Origin of the sequence: Enterococcus sp. DIV0800 (assembly GCF_050559735.1) — a bacterium.
Lineage (GTDB): Bacteria > Bacillota > Bacilli > Lactobacillales > Enterococcaceae > Enterococcus_A > Enterococcus_A devriesei.
The window spans coordinates 2,405,390-2,421,807 of record NZ_CP187898.1; the positions used below are offsets into that span (position 1 = coordinate 2,405,390).

Annotated in this window: 13 protein-coding genes; all 13 read right to left on the minus strand. The window is 38.0% G+C overall.

Annotated features, from left to right (window positions below):
- Positions 1–298: 298 nt before the first annotated feature.
- Positions 299–1,504 (minus strand): ABC transporter permease, encoded by a 1,206-nt coding sequence (locus IGI54_RS11610; RefSeq protein ID WP_379946156.1) that lies wholly within the window; start codon positions 1,502–1,504, stop codon positions 299–301.
- Positions 1,501–2,178 (minus strand): ABC transporter ATP-binding protein, encoded by a 678-nt coding sequence (locus tag IGI54_RS11615; RefSeq protein ID WP_216430472.1) that lies wholly within the window; start codon positions 2,176–2,178, stop codon positions 1,501–1,503. Before IGI54_RS11615 ends, IGI54_RS11610 begins: the two co-directional genes overlap by 4 nt.
- Positions 2,171–3,316, minus strand: coding sequence for an efflux RND transporter periplasmic adaptor subunit (locus IGI54_RS11620; protein ID WP_430620785.1), 1,146 nt, complete (start codon positions 3,314–3,316; stop codon positions 2,171–2,173). The genes IGI54_RS11615 and IGI54_RS11620 overlap by 8 nt, the downstream gene beginning before the upstream one ends.
- 208 nt (positions 3,317–3,524) lie before the next feature.
- Positions 3,525–4,373, minus strand: a complete 849-nt coding sequence (locus IGI54_RS11625; protein ID WP_430620786.1) for a class C sortase — start codon at positions 4,371–4,373, stop codon at positions 3,525–3,527.
- Between the two features lie 15 nt (positions 4,374–4,388).
- On the minus strand, positions 4,389–6,395 hold the full coding sequence (locus IGI54_RS11630; RefSeq protein WP_430620787.1) for a SpaH/EbpB family LPXTG-anchored major pilin: 2,007 nt from the start codon (positions 6,393–6,395) through the stop codon (positions 4,389–4,391).
- Positions 6,395–9,553, minus strand: coding sequence for a SpaA isopeptide-forming pilin-related protein (locus IGI54_RS11635; RefSeq protein WP_430620788.1), 3,159 nt, complete (start codon positions 9,551–9,553; stop codon positions 6,395–6,397). The genes IGI54_RS11630 and IGI54_RS11635 overlap by 1 nt, the downstream gene beginning before the upstream one ends.
- 1,313 nt (positions 9,554–10,866) lie before the next feature.
- Complete coding sequence (locus IGI54_RS11640) at positions 10,867–12,129, minus strand: NAD(P)H-dependent oxidoreductase (RefSeq protein ID WP_430620789.1); 1,263 nt, start codon at positions 12,127–12,129, stop codon at positions 10,867–10,869.
- A gap of 39 nt (positions 12,130–12,168) precedes the next feature.
- Entirely contained in the window at positions 12,169–12,783 is a 615-nt protein-coding gene (locus IGI54_RS11645) for an NADPH-dependent FMN reductase (protein ID WP_071862594.1), read from the minus strand.
- A 14-nt stretch (positions 12,784–12,797) separates the two neighbouring features.
- Complete coding sequence (locus IGI54_RS11650) at positions 12,798–13,718, minus strand: FAD:protein FMN transferase (protein WP_430620790.1); 921 nt, start codon at positions 13,716–13,718, stop codon at positions 12,798–12,800.
- A 268-nt stretch (positions 13,719–13,986) separates the two neighbouring features.
- Positions 13,987–14,853: a helix-turn-helix domain-containing protein gene (locus tag IGI54_RS11655; protein WP_430620791.1), complete on the minus strand. Its 867-nt coding sequence runs from the start codon at positions 14,851–14,853 to the stop codon at positions 13,987–13,989.
- A 59-nt stretch (positions 14,854–14,912) separates the two neighbouring features.
- Positions 14,913–15,287 carry a pyridoxamine 5'-phosphate oxidase family protein gene (locus IGI54_RS11660; RefSeq protein WP_430620792.1) on the minus strand — a complete coding sequence of 125 codons (375 nt, stop codon included), beginning with the start codon at positions 15,285–15,287 and terminating at the stop codon, positions 14,913–14,915.
- A 171-nt stretch (positions 15,288–15,458) separates the two neighbouring features.
- Positions 15,459–15,851, minus strand: a complete 393-nt coding sequence (rpsI, locus tag IGI54_RS11665) for a 30S ribosomal protein S9 (protein ID WP_071857944.1) — start codon at positions 15,849–15,851, stop codon at positions 15,459–15,461.
- 15 nt (positions 15,852–15,866) lie between these two features.
- The gene (gene rplM, locus IGI54_RS11670; RefSeq protein WP_071862708.1) at positions 15,867–16,295 is read right to left on the minus strand and encodes a 50S ribosomal protein L13; all 429 of its coding nucleotides are present in this window, start codon (positions 16,293–16,295) and stop codon (positions 15,867–15,869) included.
- Positions 16,296–16,418 lie beyond the last annotated feature (123 nt).

Here is a 16,418-nt window from a genome sequence, read left to right on the forward strand (position 1 = left end):
CCCAAAGCTTCCTAATAAAAAAAGAAAATTTTTGAAAAAAAGTCGGCTGTCGTTTGATCCGTCGCCCCAAAAATCACAACTGCCGATCTTGTCAAACAGTGCGGACGAATAATAACCGCAGCAACCATAAAATCCTATTGGCGATGAAAATCAGCACCCCACAAAAAAACAGCAACCAGACAATCAGAAAGAAACTTCCTTCGTAATAGCGCAAGCGTTTCAAATTCACTGTTAATCCCCTCACTTCTCTAATTCTGCTTATCTTACCATAAGAAAAAACTCCCGCAATTGCGGAAGTTTATTTTAAAATATCGATCAATTCTTTTTTGGCTGCCGCTGAGGCTGGCAAATAACTGAAGCCTACACCAATAATGACCGACGTTCCAATTGAAATAAGAACGGTCATTAAATCTGGTCGAACAGAAAACGGCAATGCTAAGGACGCACCAAAAGCAATTAGGATTCCTAACACATAGCCAATCACACCGCCACTTAAGGTCAAGACGATTCCTTCAAACAGAAATTGACGTTTGATGGAACGGGCGTTGGCCCCCAATGCTCGCCGAATCCCGATTTCTCTAGTTCGTTCCGAGACAGAGATGTACATCATATTCATTACACCGACACCTGCGATAAATAATGAGATCGCCGCAACAGCTCCAATAAAGAAGGTCATCTGATCCAGCATTGAACCAAGTTGCTTAATTTCTGCCGATGGATCATAGTCTTGGTATTCCCCTTGGAGGCGGCTTTCGCCATTGACATTCAGCTGTTTCAAGACCTTATCCATCGCGACATGTTGATCCGCTTGTGGATTGAATTTGATTGCTAACACCGAGTGATCTTCTTTAGATCCTAAATAGCGGGTGTACGTCTTTTTAGGGAAAAAGGCTAGCGGATCATAATTTTGCGGACTGATCTCGCCGGAAGTATTCTCTGAGATGCCGACAATTGTAAAGACCTGCCCTTTCAAATCAAAAGCTTTATTCAACGCATTTTCTTTTGATCCAAAAAGCTGTTTCGCCACCACTTCATCCAGTACGACTACTTTATTCAAGCCGTCACTATCCGCAGGTGTCAGCTGCCGTCCCGCTAGCATCGTCAAACTAGTTTCTTTCGTAGGCTCGACCACCATATTTAACTTTGTATTTTTGTCATAAAAATCAACGGTCGGATTGCTATCCTTTTTTGAGGCCTTATAATAGCTGACTTCTTTGACTTCCGGGATATTGGCAGCCATGTTTTTGTCCGTCTGAGAAATCCCGGAATCTTCCTTGACCATGTTCTCAAAATCGTTGTATTTGATATTGATATATTTCGTTTGACCGGTTTGATCGGTGCCAGTTGAATCCGCCAAAATATTCCGTTTGAATCCATTACCCAAAGCCACAATCGTGATCACCGCAGCGATTCCGATAATGATCCCAAACATCGTTAAGAAGCTGCGACGCTTATTTTTGAAAATCGAACGAAAAGCCGTTCGCCAAAGAATATAATTTCTCATACGTGCAGCTCCTCCTCACGAACTTTTCCATCTCTGATTTTTAGCAAACGATCACAATAAACCACCGTTTCTGGATCGTGAGTCACTAAGATGATCGTGACCCCTTCATTATTCAACTGCTTAAACAGCTGCATGATTTCCTCAGTAGTCTGAGTATCTAAAGCCCCTGTCGGTTCATCGGCAATAATAAAGCTCGGCTGATTGATCAATGCCCGCGCGATCGCTACCCGTTGCTGCTGACCACCAGACAATTGTTTAGGTAGCTGATTCAATTTATCTGCCAATCCAACTCTAGCCAATGCCTGCTTAACTTTTTTCTGTGTCTCATTATGTTTGGCGCCACCATATAAAAGCGGTAGTTCAACATTTTCTGCGACCGTCAAATTTTCAATCAGACTAAAATTTTGAAAAACAAAGCCCACCGACTGATTGCGAATCTCCGATAATTCCTCGTCCTTAAAATCCGCAATCTCCCGACCTTTAAAATAGTAATGACCATTGAAGGTCCGATCAATAAAACCCAAAAGATTGATTAACGTGGACTTGCCTGATCCCGAAGGCCCCATGATGGCGACGAACTCCCCAGTCTCAATTGAAAAATTAATATCATCCAATACATTCAAGGGGGTTCCGCCAGCATCATAAGCTTTATAAATATGCTCTAGCTTAATCATTAGCGCTCACCTGAACCTCCGTACCATCGGCGATATCACCATCTGGGTTTTCGATGATTCGATCATTCGCCTTCAGCCCAGATTGAACCACTTTCCGACCGCCTGCTTCCTGTGTTTGGATTTCGGCTTGTTTGGCTTTGCCATCAACATATTTATAGACATATTGCTTGCTGCCTTTTTGTTTAACTGCTGCATCTGGTAACAACAATTGATTTTGTTTTAAGGTGATGATCGTCGATAGATCGTCTGACCAAGGAAAATCACCTTCTACAATAAATTCATAAGCAGCCACATTATTGCTGTCAGAATTCGCTGCGATTGCAGTGGCAGCTACGCTTTTGATCTTCCCTTCGGCTTTCCGATTATCGCCTACTGTCGCTACTTGGACGACTTGTCCCGGCACTAATTTATCTAGATCATATTCCGTCACGATCCCTTTAATTTGCTTGCTCTTACTAGAAACCGTAATGACAGGTACCTCAGGGGACGCTTCACCTTTTTCATCCACTGCGGCGATCCCATCCATCTCCGCACTGATCGTTGCGGAGGCTTGTTGTTGTTGTCCCGCTAAGACATCCTTCGCTGATTGAATATCTTCATAGGCTCCCTGAACTGCAAAACGTGATTGACTCAACTGATCGGTTGCCGTTTGTAATTCTGCTTGCTGTTGTTTCAACTGTTCATTCAACGCAGCCTTTTCTTCTTGATCCTTGGCCTGAGCAATTTTTTGCTGCGTTGCATTGACTTGATTGGTCGCTGTTTGAACTTGACGTTCCCCAGCGGCTACATTCGCTTCCGCTTGAGAAGCATCCAACGAACTTTTATTCACCGCATGCTGCTGTGTGACCATTTCATTTTCAGCTGTTGCATTTTGATATTCTAATAAAGGTGTCCCAACAGAAACTTCTTGACCATTTGCTACTGGTACATTTTTAATCGTACCTTTTGTCGTATCTAAAAAGTAAAGTTGCTTTTTGACAGGCTCTACTTTGCCTTTCAATTGTAAAGCGTCCGCCGTCTTCACCGTATAAAGACTGTATTGTGGCTCCTGATGTGCCGATTGAACAGCAAAAATACCCCCACCTGCTACTGCTAACCCAACAACTCCGGCAATAATAAACTTTGTCTTCTTTTTCATCTTCATCCTCCAACTATTTTTTCTAAGCCTAGTCTACCTGGATAACTTCTTCCCTAACATCGAATCATCTTAATAACAACTAACAAAAAAGTAATATCTGTTTCTATTCCAAAACCTCTCGATACATCAAATGTATTAAGTATCCTAATAACTATTATATTGACTGATCTAAATTTTCTTGAAAAAGTAATTTAGATTCACTGCTAATTTAAGCTAAATTACGTTTACACCACCATTTTTGAATTGAGTTAATCAAAAAAAAGAGAAACACGATTCCTAAAACGATAAAAAGAGGACGATACTGACGACCCATCTGAGCTCTTTTATCTTGTGTATTAACTTTTTCTTGTTTTTTTTGATAAGGAATTCGTTCTCCACGTACTAACAATCGATGAGTGTTTTCTCCCAACGGCGTACATGTTAACAGTGTTACATAATCTTTGCCTGGAACAATTTGTATTTGTCTTGAATCATTAGGCAAAATCGTCACAATTTGATTGATCTTATAAGCTAATATGCCACTAGACTGATCGATAAAAAAATTGTCTCCTATTTTCAATTCCGGTAAGTCCGTAAACATTCGTGCCTTCTGCAACCCTCTATGAGCCGTAATGACACTATGCGTCCCCAAACCACCGACCGGTAAACTAGTTCCCGGAATTACCCCCGCACCTTTATCCAATTGATGTTTATTTGTACCAAAATAAATTGGTAATTCTACATCAATTTTGGGTATACGTATGGTTCCCACAATTTTTCCTAATAGACTTTCATATAAATCATACGCTCCATCATGCACATCAGAATGTGTTACGAATGGATCTGAAATTTCCGGTCGGGTTCTTTTGGCAACATCTTGATTATATTTTTTAATTTTCTTTTCACGTTCTATCTGTTGTCTTCCATTCTCAGAAACTTGTTTTCTAAAACTACTAACCACACGTTGTTGAGTATATCGCTCGTAAATATTGGCACCTAGAGGATAAAGAATTGCACCTGCTCCGATTAACATCATAAAAATCATCGACCATTGAACAATGGCTTTCTTTTTCCTCATCGATGACTCATCTCCTTATATTTTTTTTGAACGTTTATAAATTATGAACCCTGTACTCAATAGAATTATTCCAACAATTATTAACAGATTAGATGTCACGCTACCAGTTAATGGAATTTCAGCCTCCTTCGCATTTTCAATTATCAAAATTTTATTTGTCTCAAAACCCGGAGTGACCTTAAATTCCAGCGGTGCTGCGAGTTTAGCATATCCTTTGGGTGCTTCAACTTCTTCTAATGCATAGTTATTAACAGTTTGACCATCTTCAATTGGAATTAGTGTATCTTTATTATTCTCAATTCGGATTTTCTTAGAAAAATCTAATCCTATAATATCGAAACGGCCTTGAGCATCTGTCACAAATACTTTAGCTCTTTCTCTATCTTTTGCATCAACCCAAGTCCAGCCACCTTGATCATCAACATCTAGGTACTTCGTTACACCATCAACCCGATTGCTAACAATAAATTTTGCGCCGCCTAATTTAACTGAAGAATCATGGCGATCACTTTTTTCAAATTTCACGCCGCCATACACATCATAAACTTCATTGGTTGTTACATCACCATCTTGATCATAATCATTTTTATACTCTAAGTGACCTTGGTTGGGTACAACTTCATCAGCTTTCGAAGTTCCGTTTAAATGAGCATTAAACGGAATCACTAGTTTTCGTGCACCTTGTTTGTACGCTTTAGCTAAATTAGCCAAGCCTTTATCTGTAAATTTCCAAACTAGTGCATTGCCTTCAGTTAGAATAAAATCCGTTCCTTCGGCTAATTTAATATCGGTCCCTTTGATCGTGATGACTTTTGATGTACTTACAAGATTTAATCTCGAATCTAAAGTATCCTTTACGATATATTTCCCATAGTTCTGAATATCACCTGGAATTGTGGGTTCTAAGGTAAATTTCACTATTTCATCGCGATGAGAACTATTCTTTTGGATTGTTTTCGCAATTTTGGGCTTATCATAGTTGATAAAGGTTCCTCCATTTAAAATATCTTTCTTCACATTATTTTTAAGATCGTTATCATCAATTGTAAAATCAATAACTTTCTTGTTCGGTAAGAAGGTATTCTTATTTTCGCTGGATTGGTTTTGTTTTTCTTCTACGCGGTAATGTCCTTGAGTTAAACCTTGGATTCGGATCATTCCATCATTTCCTGTAATAAAGACATATGGCTTAGAAATCGGTGAATTTTCTTGACTCTTTGAGACAAAATTTAATTCCCCATTGGTTACCCACGGTCCGTTTCCAGCAGGTGATTCACTTAAATAATCTGTCCCTCGTCCAGTTGGTTCATTACGACGTAAAACAAATTCTACTCCTGGCAGCGCCTGGCCTTTTTCATCTACCTTCTTAAAATAAACTTCGGTTGTATCTTGTTCAAATTTAGGATATAGATGGACATCATACAAATAATAATTTTGGTTTCCTTTGACATAATCTGGATTTTGGCTTGGTACATTTACAATGATTGGTGCCGGACGACTAGTTACACCCGCTGGTAAGTCACCTATTTGAACAATCAAAAATAGATTTGCTTCTGGATTTGCAGTATCTAGCTTGCCGAGGGGTGCAAAGTTAGTTTGATCGAAAGTAACTTCGCCATTCCCATCAGTCGTTTCTTCTACCTTATCTCTTACATTATTTACGTATGCATCAACTTTAGCTATATCTAAATTCTGTCCCTTCATCTTATTACTAGGACTCCAACCTAACTTGTAAGCATCCGAACGAGAAATTTTCATAAGACTAAACTTGATCCCTGAGCCCACGTTCGCATACTCAGTATCATTTAATTTTTGCTGTGTCCCATTACCGGAAATATCTGGAATGACTGTACTATTACTAGGGTTTTGAACCGCATGAACAGTAACTGAACCTTTTTCATGAACATTTATATCTGAGACGGGTATACCCTCTGTCTCTGCAGAAACTGGGTAGCCACCTGCAACACTTGTAATTAACCCCAAAAACAACACTAATAGAATGAAACTGATTTTTTTGTTCATCATTTACTCCTCCTTTTTTCATCCACTTTATAACCAATAAATCCTGTCATTAGTATAATTACGCTAATCCACAGCAACCTGTTACCCGATCCGCCTGTCATAGGCAATTTAGGGATTTTATGGTTCCTTATTTTTAGGGATAAGGTCCGAGTATTGATGTCCCAAGTATAACTATTACTAGATATCAAATTTCCATCTTGATCCCTGAGTTCAGGTGCTATTTTGTGGTTTTTAACAACCATATTGATATACCCTCGCCACAAACCATAGCCAGATACAGTCTTAACTTCTTCGATTTTATATTTTTTGTCCATTGCTAACTCACTAAAATCAGCAATTCCTTGGGCATCTGTTGATTTCTCAATGTTCTTATTTGTAGCAGTCACTTTAAAAACGATATCTTTTATTGGCTTGTCGTTTTCATCCGTTTTATTGATCTGCAAATTGTAGAAATTAGGATAATTTAAAATAGGATCAGATAGTAATAAGGCTGTCTCTTTTCCATCACTGCTAACAATTGTTTGATGGCGCAAGCTTTTTGGGCCCTCGCCATAATCAGTTATAATTTGAGCTTTTCCATCTACCGAAATTATGATCTTTAGTGGATGAGTAGGGGAAGGGGTCTCCTTACCAGGACCATATTGTTCAGGAAACTCAGACTCATATACATAATACGTGCCTGGCTTTAAATCATAATCAAATACTACTGAAGCTTGATTTGTAGCTGATAATTCTGGGAAATTTAGTTTTTGAATTTTAGACATGCTACTTTCTAAAACATTGTGATCAGGATTTTTTTGAGGATCCTTATCTGTCAAAATAAAGGTGGCTCCCTCCAACGGTTTTCCGGTTATATCACCTTTTCGCAAAATTAATTTGGAATATTTTGGCACTTCTGCTAATTCATTCGGGGCGTCCGCATAGAGGTAATTCCCCTTCTCCGTAGGTTTGGCTTCGATTTGGCTCGTTAATTTTTTATAACCGCTAGGCGCTTTTGTTTCTTCGAAAAAGTAATGCGGATCCGTCCCAGTTTCTTTGGTTAAATCTTTGATATTGATTTTGCCATTTGTATCTGTAGTAAATTCTTTTGCTAAATCAGCATCACTGACCCATTGTTGTTCTTTATTCCCTGTATAATAAGTAGCAACATTTCCTTCTTTTCTTTGTAAAATAAACTTTGCACCACTTAAAGGAGTATCCACATCATCTTTAGCATGTTTGTATAAAACAATGTCAAACAAGCCGGGGGCTTCTTTAGTGATAAACGGATTGATAAAGTTGTGTATCTCAGCTCCCCCACGCTGATGAAGGTTTTTAGCAAATACATATCCATTTATACTTCCACCAGAAACTAAAACCGTCGCTTGAGGAGCTACAATCGAGCCCCAAACCATCGGATGTGTGCTTAATCGACCCGGTGTTAAAAATTGCGGGCCATAAACATCTGTAGTTGAATTATAATTTTCTACACCTTTGCTAGCTTCCTCTGTTCCTAGCTCCTTATCAAAATCGGGAATCCTCACTGAGTTCCATGACTCGCCGTCTGGACGAAACGTTGATATTTGAGTTGCCTTTGGTGCAAAAAAAGTGATCCGCTTAGCAATTGCATTTCCATGGCTTATGTTATCTTTGTAACTAAGTGCTGTTCCTGTTGCCTCATCTACGATAGCAACTTTTTTTGCTGATGTTGTAATAATTACTTGATCAATCTTCAGATCAGGGTTAGTAATGTTAAAATAGTCCATCTGGACTTGTGGTAAAATTGCGATATCATCATTGATTGGTGGTACATCAACAACTAACACTCTCTCATTCATTTTACTTACACGATATTCATACCGAGGATAGGGTTGGATATTCATCCCTTTCACTGATAAATCTTGACTCCCATTAAGATACACATCTGTTTGTTCAGTCAGTGCAGTTAATTGCTTTGTATAATCGGCTAACTGATCATCTAGCTTTGTAAAAATCCCCTTAAGCTCATTATCAGATAATTCGACTTTACCTGATGCCTTATAGGTATTCGGTCCTGGCCATACAACATTTGGCCAGTCACTTGGGGTTAAGCTAGGGACACCATCAGTGCCTTGTTTGGCGTTAGACACAATAGAATACCCATTACCAACTTTAGCAATAGAATTTTTAGAAATATTTTGTGCATAGATACGTCCACCTAACAAGAGTGAGACATTCTGCTCTGGCCCTAGCGTATGGCCTAACCCACTACTGCTATTATCAAAATAACCACCATAATTAAATCCCGCTGTTGAATTTGCAACAATTGCACTAGTGCATTTTACCGCTATTCCGCCTTCAGTATCTGCCTGATTAGCCGAATGATCCCCACTGACGTAAACATTATAACTAAATAAGTCATCAAAATGAGTCCCGTCTAACTTGTCGGGGATAGCGCTTACTTCTTTACTCTTTTTAACTGGTTGTGATTCTTTTGTACTCTTAAATGTTGAATCATTTTGAGAATTAGTAGTCTTAGATATGGTTTGCTTATTCTGTGACTCCATGTTTTGTTCTTGACTATTATCAGAGGAACGACTTACAGAAGTTTCAGTGCCCCGCGACTCTGATCCAGCCTTAAAAACATTAGATTCAGTAGTTCCTATCGTACTTGTTTCATGATTCTTTTCGATTGGTGTAGAATCCTTCGTCTGATCGTTTGATGCTTCCGAATCAAATAGAACTGTCTCATCGGATAACACTTTTACTTTCGCTTCAGCTAATTGGATCATTGGCAAAACAAGAGTAACATCCTCGGTTAAGTTTTCTCGTTTTACCGACCAATCAAATTCTTGACTCCCGTTACTTTGAGACATCAGTTTTAATTCATCCATCGGTCGAGATTTTTCCATTTGGTGGAGATTCTCTAAGGTTAATACCGCTTGATCGAACGTAATTTTAGTTGTAATAGAAGCGAACGAGGCTGTTGCAAGTTCCCCTTTTTTCACTAACTTTAATTGAACATGATTTTCCTTTTGCTCAGCAATCATATCAACAAAATTACTTTCAAAAAGCTTGTTCTCCTTTTGTTCCTGCGATGTTTGTGCAAAAGCTGGCAATATTCCAACAATAAAGACATTCAAAATAAAATTTAAAATAATAATCACAAACAGCACACTTTTTTTTTCTTGATTTTTCATCTTCATTTCTCCTTTCTACCTACCCCTTTATATATAACTAATGTTATTTCATAGGGATTATTTCCTATTACATTACAATGATATAAGCCGATCTTTAGTATAAAACATGGGATACTATCAATAATTAAATTAATTCACATTATTTTATAGCGTCAAAATTATAATAGATAGTACTTTTTTAGTTAACTAAAAAATACTATGGACACAACAAAAATAACTATACAGAAGTTTATTGATATTAAAAATAATGTTTATTTTCTTATCCACTCTATTATTAAACAATAGAAATAATATTACAACTGTTTTTTAATTAAAAAATAAGCTGATCACAACTGTATAATCTCTGATGTCTGACCTATATCTGTGAAGCCTCACTATTATTTTTTGGGAAATAGTTCTACTTATTTCTCTTAGTTAGCCGGCTTTTATTATTCATTAATTAATACACAACTATCGAATACACTAAAAAGTATTTAATACAATGAGCTGTACACTTTCATCATTGAATTTGTTAACCTTAGCTGGTAGGCGAAACTTGCACTAGCGGGATTGATTGATTTTTTATTTATCAATAGCGTTAATCATAGATAGACATACAAGGGATATGTCAACCAATAATCGAGTACTTTCTTTTAGGTAGCTTGCTACGTAATGACGGTTTGACTTGGTTACCCATGCAAATAATCATAATAGATAGACTTTGAAATTTTTTTAGCACGTTTAGAATATGGGAAATGTGGTGGCTAGCCTTTAAGTTGGTCGTAATAATCCTCAACATAAGACAGAGTCTTTGAATAGTTATTTTTTTGATTAAAACACATCGCTCGTTTTAAAATATCAGTTTCTTCCTTCAAACCTTGATTCTCTTTGAATAATGATCGTTCTCTTGGTGAAACAACTTAATTATTATTATGGTTGACTTGATTAATTCATTTACTGATTGGCAAGATACTTATGCCATATTCTTTTGCTAGTGAGTTGGCGGACCGTCCGTCTTATTGAGAGCTATAATGGTTCTTTAAATACAGTGGAGTATCTCGCTGTTAATTTTTTAGTTGCCATAAAAAAACTCCTTTAATGTATTACATCGAACAATTAGTCCGTAATTACATCATAGGAGTTCTCTTAGCGAGTTATTATTATCGAACTAGATTAGCTAGAAGAAATAACAGCTTTTTGATCTCTTCTAAACTGAGTCACGAGTTTAACCAGACTGTTAAATACTTAGAGCTATTATGAATTGGCTAACCAAAATTCAGAAGCATTCTTGTGGACTTTGACAACCATCGATACTGATTTCCTTATCAATTTTTTTAATGTTTTGACGCGCTTGAGACAGCATCTGCTTTTGGTTTCAGCTCAACGACTGGTGCAGACGGCTGGCTCGCCGGAGTGCTTTCAGCAGCTGGTTTAGGGGGTTCCTTTTTTGATGCACCACTGACAGCATCAGCCGACTCAGTGTTGCTGTCTGCGACAAGCTTTTGACCGGTTTGTTGTAAATACCAATCAACTAACGGATTGAAATCTAAGATGTATTCATTGATGCCGGCATAGTTTCCGTCATCATCATGCATCGCTTGATAAGTATGGACAACAAACTTATCTGGTCCGTGTGTTGGCACGTGTACCCGAATAGCGTCTTGGGCACCGGAGCGCAGTTGCGAAATCACCCAGCTGACATTTTTATGCACCTGTTCAGGGTGACAATATGCTAAAGCATTTCCAACTTGTTTCGGCCAACGTTTAGCAAACATATCCTCTGGTTCAGCATTTTTGTTGTAATATAAGAATTGATTATTATCATCGGCAAAGGTTAATTCCATCGGCATTGATTTTAAGAAATAGTTCAACTGGTCAACCGTCAAGATTCCTCGATCTAATTCCACATAGGTGTTGCCCTTAACCGCCTGAACTTTTTCAGAAGCTTGCTCGACCCAATCTTCGGCCGCCATCTCGATATCTTCAATGGTAGTTGCAATTGTTCCTTTAGCATACAAATCTTCAGGCATTGCTCTAGGAGCAGCGCCATCTAATTGTGAAACGACCTCAATAAATTGGACAAACTTATTTAATACCGTTCCCAAGAAATTTATAGTACCTTCATTTTTCAAATTGCCATCATCATCAAAGGCTTGTTTCACATTACCTAATAAAAATTCATTGCCGGGCATTACGATTGCATTGACTCCAGGAGCATCTAAAATTTGCCGTAAATGTAATTGTGCACGCGAAGAACCTTGATCATAATAAGAGGCTCCAACAATCATAACGGGTTTGTTTTCAAGTGGATGAATATTGAAAGATAACCATTCCAAAACACTCTTCAAACTAGCCGGAATTGTATGATTGTGTTCTGGCGTCGCGATAATCACACCATCAGCTCCCATAATTTTACGAGCCATATTTTGGATAGCCACACTGTTGGTCTGATCTTTGCTTTGATTAAACATTGGGATGTTCGCGATTTCTAAAATTTCCAAATCGAATAATGTATAATATTCTTTCGCAATAAATTGTAGTAATTGGCGATTATATGATTTATCAGCCGCTGAACCGACGATTCCAATTAATTTCATAATCTTTTTCTCCTTTAACTATACATTCAAAAATGTGCTTTAACGTTCGGCAGATTCCCAAGAAAAATTAATAGCCTCTTTTTTATTTTGTGCATGAGCCCCGTTCATCTGTTTTGAAATCTCAACAAAGACTAAAAAATCTTGAAATAGACCTTCTAAACGGGTAATGTCATCAATATTTACTAAATTTTCTTGATTATCAAAAGCTTGCAGTGAGTGAGACAATAAATACTCAGAGCTGGGCATCACTCGTGCTTTTAATTCAGGTGCATCCAAAATTTGGCGTAAGTGTGCTTGTGCTCTCGAAGAACCTAATGTTCCATAAGAAGCCCCGGTAACCATCACAGGTTTATCGACAAATGGATATATTCCATAAGATAACCAGTTTAAGGCATTGATCAAGGCAGCTGGCGCAGCATGATCATACTCAGGTGTACTGATGATGACACCATCACTGGCTTCAATCTTATCTGCCAAGTGTTGAACTTCGATTGGGAGCGACATGTCCTCTGGTTTATTGAACATCGGCAGCTCACTAATCTCAGCGAGTTCAATGTTGGTCTGTTTAGCAAAGTGCTTCTTCATATATTTAAGTAATTCACGATTAGTAGATTTTTCAGAATTTGTTCCTACAATTGCCAAAAAGTTTCTCATAATGATCCTTCTTTCTATATATATGCTGACATTCCTGCTGAGAGGTACTCAGTTCCGTCCTTTAATAAGATTACAGCCTCGATACCGGGTAGATTTGATACACGGCGCAAAATTTCTGGAGCGGAATATCCAAAAAGGCGTGTAGTCCAGATCTCCCCACTAACTGAATCATTCGATATGATCGTCAAGCTAGCTAAATTGGTCGCGATTGGATAACCTGTTGTTGAATCGAAAATATGATGGTAAGTTTGTCCTGAAACTTGTAACGTTCGTTCATAAATTCCTGAAGTAACTACTGATTTGGTCCCCACCTTTAAAACACGTGCTAAATCAGATTCAGTTCCGTTTGGATCACGAATCCCAATGCGCCATAATCCGTCTTGATGATTACTTATGCCAAAGGTTAATACATTACCACCAAGATTCACCAAGCCTGCCGTTGCTCCTACTTGTTGCAGTTCTGCCACAAGTAAATCTGCAATATAGCCCTTAGCTAATGCTCCTAAATCAATTTTCATTCCTTTTTTAGGTAAAAAAACTGAGCATTTATCAGGATTTAAAACGATTTGCTGAGGGTCAATCAATTGTAATTGATAACGAATTTCTGCTTGAGCTGGTACTCGAGCATTTTCAAAACCGATTCGCCAAGTCTGAATTAAAGGACCAATCGCAATATTTAAGTAGTCATCCTTATTCAGACTATGAGAGTACCCTAGCTGAATTAAATCAAAAAGTTCCGGCTTTACCGTAACCGCTTTTATTCCAGCGTTCGAATTAATTTGCATCAATTCCGAAGTGGCATCATTCGCACTAAAGCGGTGTTCATACTGTTGCACTCTTGTTTCCGCCAATGTGATTAGCTCTTCTGAGGCATCATCTGATAGAGTTATATCGATGACTGTACCCATAGCTCGAATTTGTCGGCTAGCTACCATTTCTACTCACTACCTCTCAACCTACAAACTAATGTGATGCCTTTCACACTCGTTACGGACACAGTCTACTCCGTTATGATATTTTAGTCAACATTAAATATATATTTTTTTATATAAACAACACAAAAAAGCTTCTTTCGATAAAACAAGCGGAGATTTTCCGCTTATTGATATATCGAAAGAAGCTTTTAGCATCAAAATAATCTTATATCCGTATACTATAGACATGCTATTTTGCTTGATAATACAAGCAAAACATCTAAAGATCTCATTGTTGTGTATTTATTTGTTTTTGTAATTTCGCAATTTTATCTAACAGAATTCGATTGCGATTGATTTTAGCATAAGCTTTTGCATCCGCTAAGCGTTCGTTGATCTCGGTTTTAGGTTGCTGCTCACAGACTGCATTGACCGCCAATTGATAAGCTGCTCGCGCCAGATAATAAGTTACATGATTATCCGAGCAGATAGTAATCGCGTATTCTAATAACGCGTTACTCGTAGCGAATTCATGGTGTTCACCATAAAACTCACCACAATGAAACACGATATTCAACACTCGCCAAGTATCTTCAGTCGTTTCGATCGAATAATTGAAGATATTTTCAAATACTTGCTCGAAGTAGAATTCCGCCTTTTCGATATCACCATCTCGAGAATAAGCCATACCGCTACCTGTCAATGCTAATAATTGAAAGATTGGATTTTTATGTTCTTTCTCCATTAATAGAAGCTTATCAAAAGTAAACAGGATATCAGTAATGGCAGCCTTTTGAAAAATCATCACAAAACCTTGCAAGTAGTAATAGCGAAACTTCAAGAACGGGCCTTCAATCGTATCGACCGAAATCCCAGCTAGTATGTCTGCTAGCTGTTGATATTCGCTTGTAATCAAGAAAAACTCTGCTTGATCCATTTTACTCGAAAGTTCTGGTTGGCGAATACCGACTTTAGGAAACAATTCGCCAATTGGCAATCCTAATCGATTACACAGTTGAATCAAAATTTTCAATGAGGGAACTTGCCCATTATTCTCAAAACGGCTTAATGTCGCTTGCGTACAAATCCCAGCAGCTAATTCTGATTGTGAAAGTCCCCGCTGTTTGCGAACGTTAATAAAACGTTGAATATTCATTTTTCCTCCAAGACAAATATATTTGCTATGAATAGTATACGCTAAATTAAAGAGAATAATTAGATTTTTTGTTCGATGGATAGTACATTAATTTGTAAAATCCGTGTCAAAAATGGCATTTCCGCTTTCATTTGATTATAGATTGCCCCATCTTCAATAAATTCTGCTGTCCCATGAACATGAAACCCAGCACCCGGACCGACTGTTCCGATGACTTCTTTGCTTCCCATCGTCAAGGTTACTTGATTATTTTTTTCGACATCTTTTTGGACACTGTGCATTCCTGCAGCAGGAATAAATAGTTTATCTTCTTCAATCCGAACATAGCTGTTCCATGTGTTAACAACATGATAACCTGGCGCTTCTGAACTAGATGAAATAATGCTGACCGCACCTTCATGATTCATGACATCTAAAAATGTTTGATTTAACATAGCAAAGTCCCCTTTTATTTATTATACGCATAGATTTTAACACTTTTTTTATATAAAACCAACAAAGCCTTACAAATGTATTCTTATACCCTTAGCTTCATGGTAGATATAAAAAGACGCTTCGCAAACTGAATTGCGAAACGCCTAGAAATGTTGATATATAAGGATATATTAACGTTTTGAGAATTGTGAAGCTTTACGAGCTTTCTTAAGACCTGGTTTTTTACGTTCAACCATACGTGAATCACGTGTAAGTAATCCAGCGCGTTTTAATGGTGCGCGGAAATCAGGATCTACTTCTAATAAAGCGCGTGAGATACCGTGACGGATAGCGCCGGCTTGACCTGCGTAGCCTCCACCATCAACGTTTACGAATACATCATATGAACCTGTTGTTTCAGTAACGCCAAATGGTTGGTTGATTACTAAACGTAGGTCAGCATGTGGGATATATTCTTCAACGTCTTTTTTATTTACAGTAATTTTACCAGTTCCTGGTACTAAACGTACGCGAGCAACTGCATTTTTACGACGGCCTGTGCCGCTATATTGAACTTGTGCCAATGAATTTCCCTCCTATTAAATTAAGTTTGTGATGTCTAAGACTTCTGGTTGTTGTGCTGCATGTGGATGTTCTGCTCCACCGTATACGTGAAGTTTCATGCCTTGAGCGCGGCCTAAAGTGTTTTTAGGAAGCATACCTTTAACAGAAGTTTCGACCAAACGGCGAGAATTTTTAGCACGCATTTCGCCTGCTGAGATTGATTTCAATCCACCAGGGAAGTTTGAGTGACGGTAGTAAATCTTGTCAGTAGCTTTCTTACCTGTTAATTTGATTTGATCTGCATTAATTACGATTACAAAATCACCAGTATCAATGTGTGGTGTGAATGTTGGTTTATTTTTTCCGCGTAGTACAGATGCAACAACTGTTGAAAGACGTCCTAAAGGAACATCAGTTGCGTCTACTACGTACCATTTACGTTCTACTTCGCCTGGCTTAGCCATATATGTTGTACGCACGTTTTTTTCCTCCAATTTCGATTTCGAATGTTTGACAAACACTTGAGTTTCCGGGGCTCTTGTGGGGCAAACAATACCATTTACCATAATACTTGCTAAGGCTTGGTA

Excerpts from the sequence above, each read along its gene's own strand:
- IGI54_RS11610 (WP_379946156.1), bottom strand. The coding sequence starts at position 1,504 with ATGAGAAATTATATTCTTTGGCGAACGGCTTTTCGTTCGATTTTCAAA.
- IGI54_RS11615 (WP_216430472.1), bottom strand. The coding sequence starts at position 2,178 with ATGATTAAGCTAGAGCATATTTATAAAGCTTATGATGCTGGCGGAACC.
- IGI54_RS11620 (WP_430620785.1), bottom strand. The coding sequence starts at position 3,316 with ATGAAAAAGAAGACAAAGTTTATTATTGCCGGAGTTGTTGGGTTAGCA.
- IGI54_RS11625 (WP_430620786.1), bottom strand. The coding sequence starts at position 4,373 with ATGAGGAAAAAGAAAGCCATTGTTCAATGGTCGATGATTTTTATGATG.
- IGI54_RS11630 (WP_430620787.1), bottom strand. The coding sequence starts at position 6,395 with ATGAACAAAAAAATCAGTTTCATTCTATTAGTGTTGTTTTTGGGGTTA.
- IGI54_RS11635 (WP_430620788.1), bottom strand. The coding sequence starts at position 9,553 with ATGAAAAATCAAGAAAAAAAAAGTGTGCTGTTTGTGATTATTATTTTA.
- IGI54_RS11640 (WP_430620789.1), bottom strand. The coding sequence starts at position 12,129 with ATGAAATTAATTGGAATCGTCGGTTCAGCGGCTGATAAATCATATAAT.
- IGI54_RS11645 (WP_071862594.1), bottom strand. The coding sequence starts at position 12,783 with ATGAGAAACTTTTTGGCAATTGTAGGAACAAATTCTGAAAAATCTACT.
- IGI54_RS11650 (WP_430620790.1), bottom strand. The coding sequence starts at position 13,718 with ATGGTAGCTAGCCGACAAATTCGAGCTATGGGTACAGTCATCGATATA.
- IGI54_RS11655 (WP_430620791.1), bottom strand. The coding sequence starts at position 14,853 with ATGAATATTCAACGTTTTATTAACGTTCGCAAACAGCGGGGACTTTCA.
- IGI54_RS11660 (WP_430620792.1), bottom strand. The coding sequence starts at position 15,287 with ATGTTAAATCAAACATTTTTAGATGTCATGAATCATGAAGGTGCGGTC.
- rplM (WP_071862708.1), bottom strand. The coding sequence starts at position 16,295 with ATGGCTAAGCCAGGCGAAGTAGAACGTAAATGGTACGTAGTAGACGCA.